Genomic DNA, 18,380 nt, shown 5'->3' on the forward strand with positions numbered 1-18,380 from the left:
TTGTCGCAACTTTTCATGCTATTGTTGCGACTTCCCCGACTATTGTCGCAACTCCCCGATATATGAAAAGGATGGCCCGAGTCAGCTGACTTGGCCCATCCTTTTTCACATTCCTGTACATATTCCTCCATCGTGACAAAACTGTCACTTACCTCCATGTTACATCAATGGTAGAATCGCACAATAGGCGATATAGTTGGAGTATAGAAGTAGGAATTATTTGATGAACATTTTATTTATTGCACTGGATAACAAAATTGTTGCGCAACAGAAAAAGGATCATTTCCAGGGTCCTTTAAGCCTACTTGTTCATATATTTGTTTTATCTTGGACATTTCTTTTTCAACTATGTTACTTCACAAGACCCATTTCATTTGGTGGCCAAAAAACAACACTGGTGCTTCCTATGATTTCCTCAATTGAAATAAGGCCAATAATTCGACTGTCTGTACTTTTTCTTCGATTATCCCCCATTACAAATACATACCCTTCGGGGATTACTGTCATTTGAGTGATTTCTTCAAGTGTGAAGTCTCCTGTTAATTTACCTCCAGTTATCTCAGCTTTGAACGAATCTAAGAATGGTTCAGGCTGCACTTGTCCATTGATAAATAACTGATCGTCTTTATAATCAACACGATCTCCTGGCAAACCGATTACACGTTTAATGTAATTTTCTTTCTCGGAAGCATGAAAAACCACAATATCAAATCTGTCAGGTTCCCCCACTTCATAGCCGATTTTATTTACAATCATACGGTCTCCATTTTCTAGAGTCGGGTTCATAGATGCCCCATCTACTACAATTGGTGCAAATAAAAAGTAACGAATTAGCAAGGCAATTCCTAATGTAATGACTATAGCCTTTGACCATTCCCATAAAGCTTGTTTTTCATTTTTCGTTTGTTCCAAGTTTTTGCCCCCTTGCTTCAATTATCATTCTAGGCTCTTTATGTATATCTATACAAATATTATCCATTATTAATGAGTCGCTGACAAATCATAACCTACCTTGTTTTATGTGAAAATACATTAGAGCAATAACCAATCTACCTTAATTGTTTACATTCACTTAACATCCAATTTGCAAATTGAAATAACTCATCATTACTTATGTGGACTTTTTTAGTTACTCCGCAATAGACATTTAAACATTGTTCAACAATCGATCGAAAATTACTCGGTAAATTACTAATCCCCCATTCTCCACCTTCTTTTTTAGATGAAATTGTACCTTCCTTCAGAAAATACATGACTCTACATAAATTAAGTGTGAAATAAACAGGATTATCTGTTATCCCGGAATTCGCGTCCTGTATATCATTAAAAATAGATTCGACATAATACTGCATATCGATGGGTTTGAATACTTCTTTTAAGTCCTTGCCTATGATTGTGGCACCTCGCTGATTAGTTACCACAATATGTCCTGCTAAATCAGGGTCATAAAATCCTTCTCCGCCGCAAATGTACGTTTCATCAGTTAGATATTTAGGGTGAAAATAATGCAGCTCAAACGGTGTCGGGTACACAAAGTCTGTTAAATATCTTTCTAAAATGATGCTCGTTTCTAATTGATTGCGATATCCTTGTGTTAGTGTAAGCAATTTTTTTATGATTCTTTTTTTCGTGTTATTTGAGATTTCCTTTCTACATATAACCAACAAATCCACGTCGCTTGTCTTTGGATTAAAACAACCCATCGCCAAGGAGCCGTGTAAGTAAACACCAACCAAATTATCTTCTATTTCTTCCGCAAAGACATTAGCGATGTTCTCTATGTAAGATTGCAACTCCACTTTCTCACCCTCTCTTTTAAATCGTGTTCAATTTACTTCGACAGAAAGAATCCACTTCCTGCTAGTTTAACTATGTTGGTTTGACGGAGAATGAATGAAACAGACTTACTTAACTCAAACTTAACTGAAAAAGGAGCGTTCTCATTGAATCCACTTGAAGAATCGATTAAGAAGTATGCCTTATCTTACGAAACAAGTAAAGATTTGAATTCTATTATTGATGCCATTGGAGATGCAAAAATTGTTCTATTAGGAGAAGCAAGTCACGGTACTTCCGAGTTTTATACAGTCCGAGCACAACTATCCAAACGACTGATTGAAGAAAAAGGTTTTACGCTAATTGCGGTTGAGGGAGATTGGCCATCTACCCAGCAAATAAACAGATTTATTAAAGGATACACTGACGCTCCAAATGATGTCCGTGATGTATTAAAATCATATAACCGATGGCCTACTTGGATGTGGGCAAATGAAGAAATCGCTGAGTTCGTCTCATGGTTAAAAGAGCAGAATCTACAAAAAGAAGCTCAGCAAAAAGTAGGATTCTATGGCATCGATGTCTATAGTTTATGGGAATCATTGGAGGAATTGATTACATATTTAAGCGAAACAGATCCCGAGGGAAAAGACCTGACACTTGCTAAAAAAGCAATTTCTTGTTTTGAACCATTTAACCGACATCCCGAGAACTATGCCATGTCCTCCATAAATATCTCTCAAGCATGTGTGAACGAAGTTTCTAATCTTCTAACATCCATTCGAGCAAATGAAGACCATTATAAAAATGAACAAGAAGCCGATCTTAATCTAAAAATCAATGCATTGGTTGCCCAAAATGCAGAAGAATATTACCGTGCCATGGTACGGAGTGATGATTTATCCTGGAATGTGCGCGATGAACATATGGTTGAGGCCATCAATGAAGTCATGGACTATCATGGAAAAGAAGCAAAGATTATCATTTGGGAACATAACACCCATATCGGAGATGCCTCCGCAACTGATATGGCAGCAGAAGGCATGATTAATGTGGGGCAGCTTCTTCGTTTACAGAATAAAAAGGAAAACGTCTATGCTGTGGGATTTGGTACTCATAGAGGAACGGTCATTGCAGGAGAAGAATGGGGAAGTCCATTTAAACGGATGGAAGTACCCCCCGCTACTAAAGACTCTTGGGAAGATGCACTGCATAGGACCGGTGCGAATAACAAACTGTTGATCTTCAATGAAGAGAACCGTCATTTGTTTACTCATTGGATCGGTCATCGAGCGATTGGTGTCGTCTATAATCCGGAATACGAAGCATATGGCAATTATGTTCCTTCAAAAATCGGAAACCGTTATGATGCTTTTATTTATATTGATGATACAAAAGCTCTATCACCTTTTGAATAGAACCATCAAAAACGACAAAAACCGCTCAATTTTTAGAGCTGCATTTGTCGTTTCAATACTACTTTATTAATAAATTCATCCATGAAAAGTTACTTAACCCTTATCACTGTTTTTCTTAAACTGGTTTAGCATCAAGCAACTCTTATAAAGTGCAGTCAGTCGACTGATTACACAACTCCGGGTGACTGACACTTTTGTATTAATAAATATTATTATTAATTCCATTGCCTCTTTTCTTAATGATGTCCTGCCATTTTGGAGGAAGTTTGTACGTTTCGATATGTTTAAATTGTTCTAGATTGACCTTTCCAGGAGAAATATAAAAGGTTAATTGATCTTTTCCAACCGCAATATGCGGTCCAACTACGGGAGTGACTTCAATTGTTACCGTGAATTCAAAAGAACGATACCCCTTGATTCGTTCCATATTGAGAATGGTTATTTGATATGGGTATACCAAAGGACTTTGAGTAAGAAAATCAGCGTAATAAGTAGAAACGGCCTTTTCAATATTTGGTGAAAGCATAGAAAGAAATAAGTCCATCATCAGTTCTTCCTCTGACTTTTCAGCAGGCTATTCTATTAATTCCGCATGTACAGGAATCGTATTTATCACTAGCAAGATTGAAAAAATAGTTGAACGTACGACGGTTTTCATAACATTCCACCTAGAAGGATTTTTGTTTATCTTTCTCAAAATGGGTTAATTCATGTATGATTTTTTTCATTTATCTTTCTTATGATCGTCATCATTCTTTTACTGGCGGAAAAAATCGTGCTTTTTTCATTTTCGAATAATGAGCGATTGGACGTCTCTCTTTAAAATTATTTTTAATAAAAGATGCCATTGTATTTTTATAAACTGTGCCTTTAACTTTATTCAATTCCCATGGGGAATGCGCTATATCTATACGAAACAAATGATCCTCTTGTTTGGTCCACATATGGTAACGCTCTGTCAGCCATCGTTCAAAATAGCCAAGATAAAGTGACTCTGGAATGGGTTCAAATGAGGTCACAAGTGTTTCTCGAAATTCCTCTGTGTGTGTATGTCTGCTATGAAGGTGGAATGTATTTTTCCGTCTTTTTAAACTGATCTCTGCATGACGGTAAGGCAAGAAGTCACGGAGTGTCGTCATTTTCACAATCAATGGGTGATTGGCATCCAAGTTAAAAAAATGCACGCCGGCCCTCCCTTTATATGTAACATAGGTTCGGATGTTCAATTCTAAATAAGAGCTCATTCCAGGTACAGGTGGAATGAACCTCGGACGATTGCCTTTAACTCTGAAAAAAACTAGTCCAATCCATGCCATATTGTTATATAAATCAAGTTCCAGTTCTGCAGGAATATGTTCACGTACCATTTCCGGAGATAACGGCCAATGAAGAAATAAGACATCATGCCATTCTTGCGTCATTATCCATGGTTTTTGGAGCATAAATTATCACCGTCCTTTATACATACGTTAATTGTTTCCTGTAGATGGACTATTCAAACTCCCAGATGTCATTATTCAGTCGTAAAATTAATAAGCGTGGCTCGATGACTTTTCGCATCGAAACACGCTATTTTTATTGCTTCATTCCAGTATAAATGTGAACTGCATCTCGCAGAAATTCTGCTGTGCCTGGTTGTTCTTTATCATAATAAGCAGTAAATCTTTCGTCATCCACGTACATTTGAGTTAGGCCTGCATGAGCTTCTTTACTATATTCACTCCAGTAAAACATTAACCACTGTTTGTGTAGGTCAGCAGCTTTTTGTGCTATATCACTCGCAGGATCACCTGTTTTGAAGGCTTCCGCTAATGTCGTTGTGACTTCTTCCGTAAGACGTGTCACTTCTTCATGTTGTGCTTGTGTCATGTTTTTTACTTTTGTGTTTGATTTTTTCACGGTATCCTCGCCATATTTCTCACGAATTTCTTTTCCATATTTTTTTTCATTGTCATTTATCATTTTTTGTTTGAATCCTTCAAACTTTTCATTGTTTGACATGGTCATTCTCCCCTCTGTTGAAGAAATTGTTTTTTCCACATTGGCAATCAGCAAATCCAACTGTTGTCGCTTGTCGAGGAGTTGTGATCGATGTTCTTTTAAGGCCTTTGCTCCATCAAATGACGGGGATGTCACAATCTCTTTAATTGTTTCTAATTTAATTCCAAGTTCCCGATAAAATAGGATTTGCTGCAATCGATCTACTTCATTTTGACCATAGATTCGATATCCTGATGAGCTGATTCTTGCCGGCTTAAGAATGTCAATCTCATCATAATAACGTAGCGTTCGTGTACTAATACCCGCCATCTCCCCCAGCTTTTGCACTGTATATTCCATCTCCTTACCTCCTGACAATTCAAGCGTACACCTTTACGTAACGTCAATGTCAAACACGTAAATGAAAAGTTTTTCAAAAAAATTGACTATCCGCTATGGATAGCCTTAGAGAAATGATTATTGTTGTGACTTTTCTTGAGTTTGTCGCAACTTCTCGTGTTTATGTCGCAACTTATGAACTTATTGTCGCAACTTTCCCTGATTAAGTCGCAACACCACTTAATGTCAATTTCTATCGATACCGCAACGTCTAATACGCCTAAATCTCAATCTTCATAAACTTGCTGACATCTTTAAATCCAATTTTTTCATATAATTTAATGGCTTTTACATTGTGTGCATATACATTGAGTCGTACATCACTGAACCCTTGATTTTTAAACTCATGAAAGGCTTCTTCAATTAATAAATTTGCAAATCCTCTATTTCTATGGGTTTTCTTAACATACAGATCACTGATCCAACCAACTTGACGACCCGTTAAGTAATCTGTTGCTCTATCAATCAAAATCCACCCTATAAGTGTGGACTCTTCTTTTAAACATAGAAAATACGCATTATACTTTCTCGCATGTTCATACTCAACTAGCATTTTCATTTGATTATCGATTGAATGATCATTTGTTGCTTCTAAACGGTTCTCTCCAGCTAATTCATATATTTCTTTCAACTCACTCTCCGATGCCTCTTTTACTACGTATTTCACTTTTTGCACCCCTCGCTCGTCAGGTTGAAGTTCTATCTTCACCAAAGATTGAAACGCTTTGTCTGTCGGATACGAATTCATGTCCATTCCATTTCAACACATTTTCCACATAACCTAAGCCATCGGCATGGTATCTTCCCGCAATCTGCTGCAATGCAGTGAGTTCATAGATGCCATCCCTTGCATAATCAATTGGATAAAGACCACCGATAGGATCCACCCATCCTTCAATTGGGGCTTTGAGTGTTCCATCCTCGTTGTAGATTTCTGACAAATACTCCATGCCTTTATACTGTAAATCCAATACATACTTCTTGTTTGGGCTACTACTTGTTACGTTCACTTTATATTGATCCTCATAGTCGACTGTATATGTGTGTCGCTCATTAAATACGTCGGCATCAAACACTTGTTGCATGTTCCCTTGTAAATATGAATACACATATGCGTAAATCGTGCCCCCGCTTCCGCCTGAATCTATAATGATCAGAATGTCGTCGACATGATTACCAGTTAAATCACCTAGAAATAAAGTAGGATGATAACCGGCATTTTCTTTAAGTGGAAATCGTTCAAATAAATTGGTTTTCCCATTTTGAATGACTAAGGTAATATTTTGCCAAAATGGACTGCCTTCAGTCTTCTCTGCAGTTAGGTAGACGGTGTCAATAAAGCCATCACCAGTCACGTCCCCTGTCTTGCTATCAACCACTACTTGCTTATTCGGATTTCCATTTCTTATGCTATTTATTATCCATTTTCTGCTTTTCTCTAATTTTTCTTTGGAGGGATAGGGTGACGGAAAGGACAGCGCTTTATCGATTGAAGATAGCGCTTGTTTTAAATCTCCCGCTTTCTTCTGAGCATCTGATAAATAAGTCCAGTAAAACGGAAAATCACTTGTTTTGAGCAATTCCTGATAATATGCCGCCACTTTTTTATAATAATAAGTATAGACATCTTTCGCGCGAACCAGCCCTTTATCCCCAAAGCGGTATACATTTACCTTATAGGCTTCGCCAGTATCATGGACCCATAGGGCAATTTCATATTTGCCGTCTTGTCCATTCACACCTGGCATATCTTCAACTTCCATCTTACTGTAAGCCATGTTAGTGGGAGGTAAACGTACAAATCCCTTATTCGTCCATTGGTAAAGTTGTAAATCAGACCATACATTCCCTACTTGCCAGCCTACTATCAGGGTGTTTACCTTGCTATTTGTTAATGGTGCGGCCAATAAATCTGTTATGCCGAACCCGCTGCCTTTTATTTGTGTCAATGGTTGCCATTGGTTATTTAATTTTTTAAATATCACCAGATAATTTTCCCCGTGTAATGTGTACGCACCAATCAATTCCTCAACTTGATCCCCATCGATATCAGCAAGTAATATAGCTGGATGCTTCTGGGGTTTCGGCAATTTCATTATTTTTGCTGTTGATGGCAGAAATCCCTTTAATACGCGTTCATATTCGTTCATTATATTCCCCCATCATAAGTTTTTCTAAATTATCATATGCGGGTAAAATTCAAGTTTACGCCTGTTTTTTCAAAGTATTTCCTATGGAGTTGTTAATTAATTGCTAGGTTAAACTAGGTCGTTGTTTATCGTGCCTTTTAAATAGCCTCATAAGCCAAATCAATAAATACAAGAGCAATCCTCTCGTATTAACAAAAGAAAACTCCAAAAATACGGACGATATTCCATCCAATTTTTGGGGTTTCATTGTGTCACACTTTTAAGTTCTCTTCTTTTCATTAATCCACCAGTCAATATGATTCAAATCAAAAATAATCGTATTGCCAATAGGATTGTTGTGAGGTATTTCCCTCTTCAGAATCAACTCATTTACCCTTTCTTCGTTCAAAGGGAAATTAACCGATTCAAGATAAATAATTAAACTCTTTACCCCATGGACTTTTCTCATTTAATCATCTCCCACCACGTTTTCCAGCTACTAACAATCGAAAGTAGAAAACCTGGTATTAGTTATTAAATGAAACATGCTTATTATTACATACCCTATTATTTAAAAAAGTAGTCTTCCTGAATTAAACTACATGTTTGTCGCGAAGTGGTTTTAAGGCAAACAAAAAAGCAATTCCATTGGGTTGTTCCCCTCTACGGAATTGCTTTTTGTATTTACTTTCTTTACTATTGAGTTTTTCCTGTTTCGTTTTCGTTTTTCGTACATGTGTACTAAAATCGTTTTCTCCCCGAAACTGTGTGACATCTCGTCCTGAATTTCTGAATAAATGTTCTCGTTGCTTGCGAGATTGCGTTTTGGCCATGTTCAACCACTCCTTTTTATGAACAATTGTTACATTTCAAATCCTATAGCATCGAACCCGTTTTTTCAATGAACAAGCATGTGACCTGGCGTATTTTGGAATTAAAAAAGAGTGCTTTTTCAAGCACTCCCGTCAAACAAAATATTGAATTTTTGTAGGATCTAGTTAATTTACCTAACATCACCTAGATTTTTCAAATTAGCATTTGTTATGAAAATGTGAACCAATAATGATTAATAAGATGAAAAGAACGACAAGTAAAGCGAATGAATTGCATCGTCTAGGTGCTTCTTGCTCGAAACAACATGGTTGATAACCACCATAACCACCATAACCGCCACCGTAACCGCCATTAAATCCCATGATAAAGTCCCCCTTTCCGTCGAAGAATACTCTTAGCATATGAAGGATCTTTCGTTGGACTTAGGGATTAGCGGAGAAACATTTGAATAAATCATTTTTATTACTTATATGTAAATATTCATTTCCTCTGAACTATAACTCGGACTTTTGAATTATTCAGTCCTATAACATTCGTCGCATTCTATTTTCAGAGAATTCTTGTTACAATTTTAATAAATATCCAAAATAAGGAGTGAAATACGAATGAATGCCGACGCGATAAAACAAGTATTAAGAACGTTACGACAATTTAAGACTAGCGCAATCCTTCATGAGTATCAAAACTTCACTCTCCATTATTGTGGTCAATCAGATTCATTTATTATTACCAATTCCATCACTCAAGAAGTGAAAGAGTTCAAGGATTTAGATAAATGTGCAACTGTTATTAAAAAGATGATTCAGGACCCTTATGGCTTATTTAATAACATGAAAGTAAATACCGATTAAGGCATAGCCCATGAATGCAATAAGGAAACAATAACGAATTGAAGATTGCTTAATGGATTCCGTAAATATTTCTCTGATCGTAATCATGATGATTATACCGATTGTTAAACTGATGGAAAAAGCCAAGTGTAACGGGTTCTCCATGCCAAAGATACTTCCAATGGAAGCTCCAACTGCTACCGGCAATGCCACTAAAATCGAAACCATCAATAATCGACAGAAACTAACTCCGACCATAAATAACGGAGTGAAAAGGATGATGCCTTCAGGAATATTGTGAAGAATAAGGACAGGTAGGATGGACATGCCTACAGAAGAATGATTGGTTGCTCCGAGAATGACACCTATAGGTAGATTATGCAGCGAGATTCCTAATGTAAGTAATATTGATGTATGCAAAAATACATCTTTTTCACGATTACCTGTAATACCTATGTTTCTGTGAAAGGCTTTATGCAGAAGTTCAAATAATAGGACGCCAGTTAAGAATCCTAAACTAACAATTACCCAATCCCCTAATTGGATGGATTCTGGTCCAATTTCAAAGCTGATTAACCCTACAATCAATCCTCCGCACAATGCATAAATTGTAGCTACGCTTTTCTGAAATCCCTTGAGAGACCATGCAACGCCTCCACCAATACCTAACCCTAAAGCCGTAGACAAAAAACCAATCAGCCACGCCAATGTCAAATTTCCACCTCACTTTTACTCGTGAAAAAGGGAATTACAATGTTCAATAATGCGGTTATTTTGAATAAAAAATGAGGAAGTACATTTGTGCCTAGCACAGCTTTTCTGCGACGAGCTTGCCCAGGAGCATGCATTAAGAGCGTGAATCATGAGACCCACAAGAATGTGGTTTCATAATTGTCGGCTCATACGGAACGTGCGGCTAGCACAATGTAAGATAAACGCCAATGTAGTTAAACATAGATTAATACTTTAAATGTAATCGAAGATATGTGATTTTAGACCACTTACTTTTACTATCATGTAGACTTCGTTTAACAACTTCACAATATATAGTTGACAAAAAGAATATTTGATGTAATAATAGGAAACTGAGCAATTAAGATAACAGGAAATGATTGAATTTCTGGCATCTACTTAATGTTTTTGATTATACTTATTCACACTGGCGCGACTAAAGGGTCGCAAGGACGTAAAAGAAGGTAGGGTTTACGTTGCTTAAGGAAAACACCAGTGGACAATGACCGCGGCACGGAAAGCAAGGAACACTTTCTTAGGAAATTTTCACCGATTTATCGGGATAAACTATATGATTCAAAACTTTTATGTTATCTTTTTTAACAAAGGGACATGTCCAATCGGGCGTGTCCCTTTTCCAATTTCTTGTATAAATAAAAAATCCAGCAATCATTTCGTTGCTGGATTTCTTACTTATTCGCCTAAATCGACGTTATGATAAACTTGTTGAACATCTTCCAAATCCTCTAAAGCATCAATCATTTTTTCAAATTGAACTTGATCATCTTCAGAAATTTCCACATCATTTTGTGCTAGCATTGTTAGTTCTGCTACAGTGAAGTCAGTAATCCCTACACTCTTGAAAGCTTCTTGCATCGCATGGAATTGATCCGGTTCTGCATACACGATTACTGATTCATCTTCTTCTAAAATGTCACGTACGTCCACGTCTGCTTCCATCAATAGTTCAAGCACTTCATCCGCTGTTTTACCTTCAATGCCGATAACAGCTGTTGCATCGAACATATATGCCACAGATCCACTAACACCCATGTTTCCACCATTTTTACCAAATGCGGCACGCACATCTGATGCTGTACGGTTCACGTTATTAGTTAGTGCGTCAACGATGACCATAGATCCATTTGGTCCAAAACCTTCATAACGAAGTTCATCGTAACTTTCTTCCGATCCACCTTTTGCTTTTTCAATTGCACGATCTACAATTGCTTTTGGTACACTATACGTTTTTGCACGTTCTAGCACAATTTTCAATGCGCGATTCGATTCTGGATCTGGCTCTCCTTGTTTTGCCGCCACATAAATTTCGCGTCCAAACTTAGCATATATACGACTTGTATTTGAGTCTTTGGAAGCTTTCTTTTCTTTAATATTATTCCACTTACGTCCCATTTCGGCTCACTCTCTTTCGCGTTTGTTTCTTATATAATGGTATTTCTCTTACAGTACATGCTATTCTTGCTCACTGTTAAATTATACACTATGTGTCTTATTCAGTGAAATACAATATGATTCTCTTATGTTGAGAGAGTTAGAAGAGAAGCTGTCGCAACAAGCAAACTCGCTTTTGAGACGAGTTTGAGCGATAAATTGTAAGTTTTGACCGATAAGTCCACAGTTTGAGCATAAACACCCGAAGTTGAGTGTTATATTCTGCACAAGCCAACAAAGCATATAAAAAGCGTCTTATTAACCAAGTTGACTTGTATTGAACCAAGTTAGAAGAACTTATTTTTGATACAAAAAAGACTAACTCAATTGAGATAGCCTTTATCTTAGAGACCTTCTGTATTTATGCGAGGTTGGGTCACACTTGCTACAGGCTCTGTATTTTCATTTTTATCCTCTGACACGTCGTTAGCAGAAAGTTTTAAATCCTTTTTCACGTTTTCTTTTCGAGCCATGGTTTTTTCGTCTCGTTGGTCTTTATCATTAGAATTAAACATGGGTCTACCTCCTTCGACTGAATACGTTTGTATAGGTATACCCGCAATTAGCTTTTATCAGACGTTATTCAATCTTACTTTTTCAGAAGCACAATAATCTCATGTAACTTCTCTAGGTCCGAGATATTTTGATTGCACTTTTGACTGTCAACGTTAATGTATTCCCCTCTTTGGTATATGTATCGTCTACCGATGCTTTAACTTCAGACATGAATGGGTTATTTTATTCATTAACACCTCTTGCGGGATTGCCATATTATCTTTCGCATAACCAATGGCACAATAATTAGTCGGAATTTCCGCTGCAACAATGGTGGGAATCATGGCTCTATCTAACGGATTAGGAAGATTAATCTTGGCGAGTATGTCAGACTATATCGGCAGGGCTAATGTATACACATAATTGTTTGGTCATTCAAATTGCTGCATTTTTCTTTTTACCCAGTATAATAAGTGCTAGTACATTCACGATTATCGTTTGCATCATGCCCTGTTTAGGGTGGAGGATTTTCTACAATTTCAGCTTATATTGGAGACTTATTTGGAATTAAACAGCTTGGTGCTATTCACGTATATATTTTAACAGCATGGGTTGCAGTTGGATTAGTCGGTCCAATATTAGTATCGTGGGTTCGTGAAACAACTGGGAGTTACAAAGGAACACTAATCGTATTCTCCATTCTCTTTTTGGTTGCATTGTCCATTTCACTCTTGATTCGCTTAGATATTCAAAAACTTCGCCAATTAAATGAACATTAAAAAAATTTCATGGTTAATTCACATACGAATTGACCACAACAAACAAGAAAGGTTGGGATTACTATGACGTTTACGGACTTATCCATCGCCACTAACGCAACCATCAAACCGATCCAAGAAATTGCCACTAAAGCAGGGATCCCATTAGAATCACTTGAACTGTACGGAAAATATAAAGCAAAAATCGACGTCTCTTCATTACCACCTGTCACGAAACTAGGACAAGTCGTTTTAGTAACGGCATTAAGCCCAACTCCAGCAGGAGAAGGGAAATCTACGGTTACAGTAGGCCTTGCAGACGCGTTTAATCAACTTGGTGAATCTGTCATTGTCGCACTACGCGAACCTTCTTTAGGACCTGTTATGGGAATGAAAGGTGGAGCCACTGGCGGTGGATATGCACAAGTTTTGCCAATGGAAGACATCAACCTCCATTTCACGGGAGATATTCACGCCATCACTACTGCCAATAATGCATTATCGGCATTAATCGATAATCATTTGCATCAGGGGAATACACTGAATTTGGACCCCCGAAGAATTGCATGGAAACGAGTTCTTGATATGAATGACCGTGCATTACGACAAATAACGATCGGACTTGGTGGACCTTTACAAGGAGTTCCACGTCAAGATGGGTTTGATATTACGGTTGCTTCGGAAATTATGGCAGTCCTATGCTTATCAACTTCTCTTGAAGATTTAAAAGAACGCCTTGCTCAAATGGTTATCGCTTATACCTATGACAAAGAACCTGTCACCGTGCGACAATTAGGCGTTGAAGGTGCTCTTACATTGCTCTTGAAAGACGCGTTTAAACCAAACTTAGTTCAAACAATTGAAGGAACACCAGCCATTATTCACGGTGGGCCTTTTGCAAACATCGCACATGGCTGCAACTCTTTAATGGCTACGAACACCGCTAGAAGACTTGCTGACATTGTCGTAACTGAAGCTGGATTTGGTGCGGATCTAGGTGCTGAGAAATTCATGCATATTAAATCAAGAAAAGGCGGTTTCCATCCAGATGCCGTCGTTATTGTGGCAACAATCCGTGCTCTCAAGATGCATGGTGGGATTGAGAAAAGTTTGCTGAGTGAACCAAATGCTGATGCTGTTAAAAGAGGAATCACTAATTTAGAAAAACACGTGGATACAATTCGTCAATTCGGGATTGAACCCATTGTGGCATTGAACCAATTTATTACAGATACAGAGGTAGAAATTGCCGAAGTCATGGATTGGTCACAAGCAAATGAGGTTCAAATCGCCCTGACACAAGTTTGGGAACATGGCGGTAAAGGTGGACTTGAATTAGCGAAACTGATCAAACAGGAATTAGGCAGACCGACTAATTTTACAATGCTTTATGATGAAACCGACTCTGTCGAAGAAAAACTTCGAATCATCGTCCAACAAGTTTATGGTGGCGCCGGGGTTCAACTCACTGACAGCGCAAAGCGAAAGTTAGTTGAACTTAAGAAATATGGCTGGGATGCTTTACCCATTTGCATGGCGAAAACGCAATATTCTCTTTCGGATCAACCCTCTCTCCATGGTCGTCCTGAAGGATTTACGATTACCATTAGAGACATCATTCCAAAACTTGGTGCCGGTTTCCTCGTTTGTTTAACAGGTGACATCATGACCATGCCAGGCTTACCGAAACAACCAGCTGCTCTTAAAATGGATGTTGGTGCAGGTGGAGAAGCAATCGGGTTATTTTAATCGAGTCCTATTGTTCATACAAGAGAGGCTGACCCCTGTAATGGGGTCAGCCTCTTTTCTATACATGTATGCTAGTTTTCTCTTTCCATCTATTCATATAAGCCTTTTCAATAAACTCTGGTCTATTTGCAAACAAACGGATGACGTCCTTGATTTCTTCGGCCCGGTACTTGTCATTACGATTATTGGCAAGTGATGGATAACCCGATCCACGTTGTAAATAGTCGGAACTCGCCACCGTGTACCATACTTCATCTTCTAAAGCTTTATTCCCAATAAAAACTGTGTGAACGGTTTTTCCATCATGCACAATTTCAGCCCCTGATACATGCAGACTTCCCACGTATTTCCCTCTAAACCCTGGACCTCTACCATCGGCCAAACAAACCTGTGAATCCAGTGATTGTTCAATAGCTAACTTGAGGTCTTTTCCTTTTATTTCAAAAGAAGTTGGATTTAATGGTGAAGGACAGATTTCGATCAGTTTTTTGTTCGAAAGATAATTGAATACACCCGCATTTACGATGCCACTGTTAATCAATCCAATATCACAGTTCAGCATGACTCTCAATCCATCCGCGATTAGGTTGGTCATCGGATTTTCTTCTATTACATCATGCCATAACGGCTGATTTAGCTTATAAAGTTGGCGGCTTAAAACTTCAATTGCTTTAACTTTATTTGTTCTAAGTATGGAAGTAATCTTTCCATCGACATCCACACCATTTATTGGCATTGTAGCAGAGTGGATGAGGTTCACTTCACCATCCTTTACATCAAGTTCCAGTATTCCCACATGCTCTCCGAACATGCCTGCACTGTTCATAATGGCGCCATTACTTATTTTCGCCTGCGAATAAAGTTGATGGTCATGAGCGGAAAGAATAACATCAATCTCGGGCATTTCCATCGATAGCTCTTCATCAGCAACCGTTCCGATATGACTTAACAGGATACAGATATCATAATTCCCATGATTTCTTTTTATTTCATTTGAAATGGCTTCTTTATAGGAAAGGATATGGACGCCAAGACCTTCATTGAAAACGCCTAAATCCGGAGATGATCCAGTAATCAAAATTCGAAGTCCATTTTTAACTACAATCGTACTTGGGACCACCCCACTCACCTGGGTTTTGTTCTTTTTCAACAAGTTATTGCTGATAAATGGGAACGAACTGTTTCTCGCCATATGCTCGAGTGTCTCAATGCCGTTAAACATCTCATTATTGCCGATTGTTAACGCATCGTATCCGACCGACTCCAACAATTCGATTGCGACCATGCCTTTTGTCCCTTGAAGCTCGATGCTTTTAAAATCCGCAAAATCACCACCATCGAGAATGAGCGTGTTGTCATCTTTCCATTTATTAATTAATGTGGAGACTTTTGCGAAGTTTTCATAGTTACTATGAATGTCATTGGTATGCAGTATTTTTAGTTTCATGATATCCTCCAATATTTCTACTTTTCATCTATACCTTATTCGAAACTTATTCTGATTCTCCTGCAAGAACAATCGATAGTTTTTCAAGAACCAATATACCCGCTATTCATTATGGTTAATTTTTCCGAATCTTTATCAGCGTTCATTCGTATATTTAGGCAGTATGAGTTAAGGAAAGGGGAAATGATAAATTGGGCAAGTATTCGATTGAGGAATTTATTAAACAAACGAAACAGGATGAACGAGAAAATGAGTATTTCGAATTGGAAACGGAACGAATTTTGGAAGTGAACTTGACGGATCTCGTTTGGGCAAAGGCGGGAGCGATGATTGCTTACACTGGACAGATTAAATTTGAGAGGGAAAAGATGCTAGAGAATGGCCTCAGCCAAATGTTTAAAAAGGCAATAACAGGTGAAGGTACTTCTTTAATGAAAGCACAAGGAAAAGGACGTTTGTATTTAGCCGATCAAGGGAAAAAGATCACGATTTTCGACCTGAATAATGAGTCGATTACAGTGAATGGGAATGACCTTCTCGCATTTGAACCCGGGATCACGTGGGATATTAAACTCATGAAAAAAGTGGCCGGTATGATGGCAGGTGGATTGTTCAATGTGATCTTACAAGGCACTGGAAAAGTGGCGATTACTTCCCATTACGAGCCACTGACGTTGCTCGTTCGTCCGGGTGAATCTGTCATCACTGACCCAAACGCAACTGTCGCATGGTCTGGACACTTAACTCCAGAATTCAAGACCGATATCAGTTTCAGAACTTTTATTGGACGCGGAAGTGGTGAATCTATTCAAATGGAATTCAAAGGAGAAGGATTTGTTATCGTCCAGCCATTTGAGGAAGTGTATACAACGGGGAATGGATCTTCTTGAGTGAGACAAGTTAATGTGCGTTGCTGATATGCTCTATTTCCAAATTTAATCATTCCTTTGCAATCTCAGCAATCTTTTTGGTTCTTATAAAACCTTCATTTATAAACAGATTTCGTACTTAGCTGCTGGAATCCTTTCGTTACCTTACTATTGATGTAAAATCAGCACCCCAGTAGATATTAATCTACATAGGGTGCTGATTTTTGTTTGCAAGTACGATAAATTATCGGATTATTTTCTACAAGCTCCTACAAATGCTTCAAAAATCTTCAACGAAGGTGCATCTCCGCCAGTAGCCATGCTTTCAGGATGCCACTGTACAGCTAGTACGAAAGAATGCGCTTCACTTTCGATTGCTTCTATGACCCCATCACTTGCAGTCCCACTTACTCGAAATGGCGTTGGTACGTAACGATTGGATTGATGATGGCGACTGTTTATTTTAAAACGCTCTGATCCCGTTATCTGATGCAGTAATGTCCCTTTAGGTACATCGACAAAGTGTGATCCATGCGTCTTGGGTGCCAGTTGCCTATGCTGAAGAATATCATGATCCACTTGAGAACCAGTATCTTGATACATGTCGCCCCCCACGGCAATATTTAATATTTGGCATCCTCGACAGACACCCAATATAGGTTTATCTAGTTCTAAAAATTTTCGAATCAACATGAGTTCAAAAGCATCACGACTAGGAACTATATTGCCTAACTTTGGATGCGGCTCTTCACCAAAAAGTGTCGGATCGATATCATAACCACCTGTCAGATAAAGTCCATCTATTGACTGTACAATCTCATCAATATCGGATATGTCTAGTAAATTAGGCAACGCCACCGGCAATCCCCCTGCCTGCAATACGGCATTTGCGTCATCGACAGTAATCATGTAATCGGTCCCATTAAGTTCAGTAAAAGAAGTAACACCAATAATCGGTTTCATTTTTTCTCCACCCTATTTTCCATGAAATTTTATCTCTCTAAATGTGCGTTAGTCACGCTAACCCACTATTAGATAATATTCTAGACAGGCCCTTTGATTTCCTTTGAAGAGGAGAAATGTTGTAACCTTTTCTTCATAATGTTACTTACCCTTGGACGGTGGTTTAGAGAGAGTGCCAACTGAGATCTCGACATCCTATGCATACTCTTCAGAAAAATGCGCCATTTGACTTCTCATGTCAATGTCTCTATATTATTACGAGTGAATAAATAATGCCCTTATCAGCTCAAGATAGGGTAGAGGTTGCGATGAATAATAGTAGTTTGAAGAAGAGTCAGAGAACTTGCTTGTTGATTTCAAATGAAAGGATTAATCGCCGAAGTACTATAACTCTCTGGTTATAGTGGCTGGGTCTGTCTCCGAAAAGGTGCAGGACTGTCATAGTGTAATTGCTATGTTGAACTATCTTTTTGTCTGATTCGGTTTTTACACACCGTTTCTGAGTGTGTTTTTTTATACTCTATTTTGACAAATCGGATAGTCGCTTGG

General features: G+C 38.1%; 19 protein-coding genes, 1 pseudogene and 1 riboswitch. Of the genes and pseudogenes, 5 read left to right on the forward strand and 15 right to left on the reverse strand.

What is annotated here, in order from left to right:
• Nucleotides 1-351: 351 nt before the first annotated feature.
• A complete protein-coding gene (gene lepB / locus GY23_RS11635) occupies nt 352-912 on the reverse strand; it encodes a signal peptidase I (RefSeq protein ID WP_075619391.1) in 561 nt (186 codons plus the stop codon).
• Between the two features lie 137 nt (nt 913-1,049).
• Nucleotides 1,050-1,799: an aminoglycoside adenylyltransferase domain-containing protein gene (locus tag GY23_RS11640; RefSeq protein ID WP_075619392.1), complete on the reverse strand. Its 750-nt coding sequence runs from the start codon at nt 1,797-1,799 to the stop codon at nt 1,050-1,052.
• Nucleotides 1,800-1,943: 144 nt separating this feature from the next.
• On the opposite strand from GY23_RS11640, the gene GY23_RS11645 reads away from it, so the two are divergent.
• A complete protein-coding gene (locus tag GY23_RS11645; RefSeq protein WP_075619505.1) occupies nt 1,944-3,194 on the forward strand; it encodes an erythromycin esterase family protein in 1,251 nt (416 codons plus the stop codon).
• A gap of 199 nt (nt 3,195-3,393) precedes the next feature.
• Here GY23_RS11645 and GY23_RS11650 read toward each other — a convergent pair whose 3' ends face one another.
• The 8 genes from GY23_RS11650 to GY23_RS11685 all read right to left on the reverse strand — a co-directional run bounded on the left by GY23_RS11650 (nt 3,394) and on the right by GY23_RS11685 (nt 8,898).
• Complete coding sequence (locus GY23_RS11650) at nt 3,394-3,738, reverse strand: DUF3888 domain-containing protein (RefSeq protein WP_161487599.1); 345 nt, start codon at nt 3,736-3,738, stop codon at nt 3,394-3,396.
• Between the two features lie 205 nt (nt 3,739-3,943).
• Entirely contained in the window at nt 3,944-4,636 is a 693-nt protein-coding gene (locus GY23_RS11655; protein ID WP_075619393.1) for a YqjF family protein, read from the reverse strand.
• Nucleotides 4,637-4,769: 133 nt separating this feature from the next.
• Nucleotides 4,770-5,534 (reverse strand): MerR family transcriptional regulator, encoded by a 765-nt coding sequence (locus GY23_RS11660; protein WP_075619394.1) that lies wholly within the window; start codon nt 5,532-5,534, stop codon nt 4,770-4,772.
• A gap of 259 nt (nt 5,535-5,793) precedes the next feature.
• Nucleotides 5,794-6,240 (reverse strand): GNAT family N-acetyltransferase, encoded by a 447-nt coding sequence (locus GY23_RS11665; protein WP_075619395.1) that lies wholly within the window; start codon nt 6,238-6,240, stop codon nt 5,794-5,796.
• Between the two features lie 19 nt (nt 6,241-6,259).
• Complete coding sequence (locus GY23_RS18755) at nt 6,260-7,723, reverse strand: hypothetical protein (protein WP_245827652.1); 1,464 nt, start codon at nt 7,721-7,723, stop codon at nt 6,260-6,262.
• 259 nt (nt 7,724-7,982) lie between these two features.
• On the reverse strand, nt 7,983-8,171 hold the full coding sequence (locus tag GY23_RS11675; protein ID WP_075619396.1) for a hypothetical protein: 189 nt from the start codon (nt 8,169-8,171) through the stop codon (nt 7,983-7,985).
• Nucleotides 8,172-8,295: 124 nt separating this feature from the next.
• On the reverse strand, nt 8,296-8,535 hold the full coding sequence (locus GY23_RS11680) for a hypothetical protein (protein ID WP_075619397.1): 240 nt from the start codon (nt 8,533-8,535) through the stop codon (nt 8,296-8,298).
• 198 nt (nt 8,536-8,733) lie between these two features.
• Nucleotides 8,734-8,898, reverse strand: a complete 165-nt coding sequence (locus GY23_RS11685; RefSeq protein WP_075619398.1) for a YjcZ family sporulation protein — start codon at nt 8,896-8,898, stop codon at nt 8,734-8,736.
• Between the two features lie 243 nt (nt 8,899-9,141).
• On the opposite strand from GY23_RS11685, the gene GY23_RS11690 reads away from it, so the two are divergent.
• Nucleotides 9,142-9,387, forward strand: a complete 246-nt coding sequence (locus GY23_RS11690) for a hypothetical protein (RefSeq protein WP_075619399.1) — start codon at nt 9,142-9,144, stop codon at nt 9,385-9,387.
• On the opposite strand, the gene GY23_RS11695 is transcribed toward GY23_RS11690, so the two are convergent.
• The 3 genes from GY23_RS11695 to GY23_RS18490 form a co-directional block, all read right to left on the reverse strand.
• Nucleotides 9,355-10,074, reverse strand: coding sequence for a ZIP family metal transporter (locus GY23_RS11695; protein ID WP_245827653.1), 720 nt, complete (start codon nt 10,072-10,074; stop codon nt 9,355-9,357). The genes GY23_RS11690 and GY23_RS11695 overlap by 33 nt on opposite strands.
• Nucleotides 10,075-10,791: 717 nt before the next feature.
• The gene (locus GY23_RS11700) at nt 10,792-11,511 is read right to left on the reverse strand and encodes a YebC/PmpR family DNA-binding transcriptional regulator (protein WP_075619401.1); all 720 of its coding nucleotides are present in this window, start codon (nt 11,509-11,511) and stop codon (nt 10,792-10,794) included.
• Nucleotides 11,512-11,894: 383 nt separating this feature from the next.
• A complete protein-coding gene (locus tag GY23_RS18490; RefSeq protein ID WP_169834569.1) occupies nt 11,895-12,065 on the reverse strand; it encodes a hypothetical protein in 171 nt (56 codons plus the stop codon).
• A gap of 498 nt (nt 12,066-12,563) precedes the next feature.
• Between GY23_RS18490 and GY23_RS19050 the strand changes: the two are divergent.
• Together GY23_RS19050 and GY23_RS11705 are read left to right on the forward strand one after the other, a co-directional pair.
• Nucleotides 12,564-12,824 (forward strand): annotated as a pseudogene (locus GY23_RS19050) (MFS transporter); the annotation flags it as partial.
• Nucleotides 12,825-12,887: 63 nt separating this feature from the next.
• Nucleotides 12,888-14,552: a formate--tetrahydrofolate ligase gene (locus GY23_RS11705; protein ID WP_075619402.1), complete on the forward strand. Its 1,665-nt coding sequence runs from the start codon at nt 12,888-12,890 to the stop codon at nt 14,550-14,552.
• Between the two features lie 58 nt (nt 14,553-14,610).
• Here the strand turns inward: GY23_RS11705 and GY23_RS11710 are convergent, their stop codons facing one another.
• On the reverse strand, nt 14,611-15,999 hold the full coding sequence (locus tag GY23_RS11710; protein ID WP_075619403.1) for a bifunctional metallophosphatase/5'-nucleotidase: 1,389 nt from the start codon (nt 15,997-15,999) through the stop codon (nt 14,611-14,613).
• Nucleotides 16,000-16,190: 191 nt separating this feature from the next.
• On the opposite strand from GY23_RS11710, the gene GY23_RS11715 reads away from it, so the two are divergent.
• Nucleotides 16,191-16,889 (forward strand): AIM24 family protein, encoded by a 699-nt coding sequence (locus GY23_RS11715; RefSeq protein WP_075619404.1) that lies wholly within the window; start codon nt 16,191-16,193, stop codon nt 16,887-16,889.
• Nucleotides 16,890-17,120: 231 nt separating this feature from the next.
• Here GY23_RS11715 and GY23_RS11720 read toward each other — a convergent pair whose 3' ends face one another.
• On the reverse strand, nt 17,121-17,831 hold the full coding sequence (locus GY23_RS11720) for a gamma-glutamyl-gamma-aminobutyrate hydrolase family protein (protein ID WP_075619405.1): 711 nt from the start codon (nt 17,829-17,831) through the stop codon (nt 17,121-17,123).
• A gap of 289 nt (nt 17,832-18,120) precedes the next feature.
• A riboswitch (Lysine riboswitch) is annotated at nt 18,121-18,304 on the forward strand.
• The last annotated feature ends 76 nt before the right edge of the window (nt 18,305-18,380 follow it).

Origin of the sequence: Paenisporosarcina indica, from assembly GCF_001939075.1 — a bacterium.
Lineage (GTDB): Bacteria > Bacillota > Bacilli > Bacillales_A > Planococcaceae > Paenisporosarcina > Paenisporosarcina indica.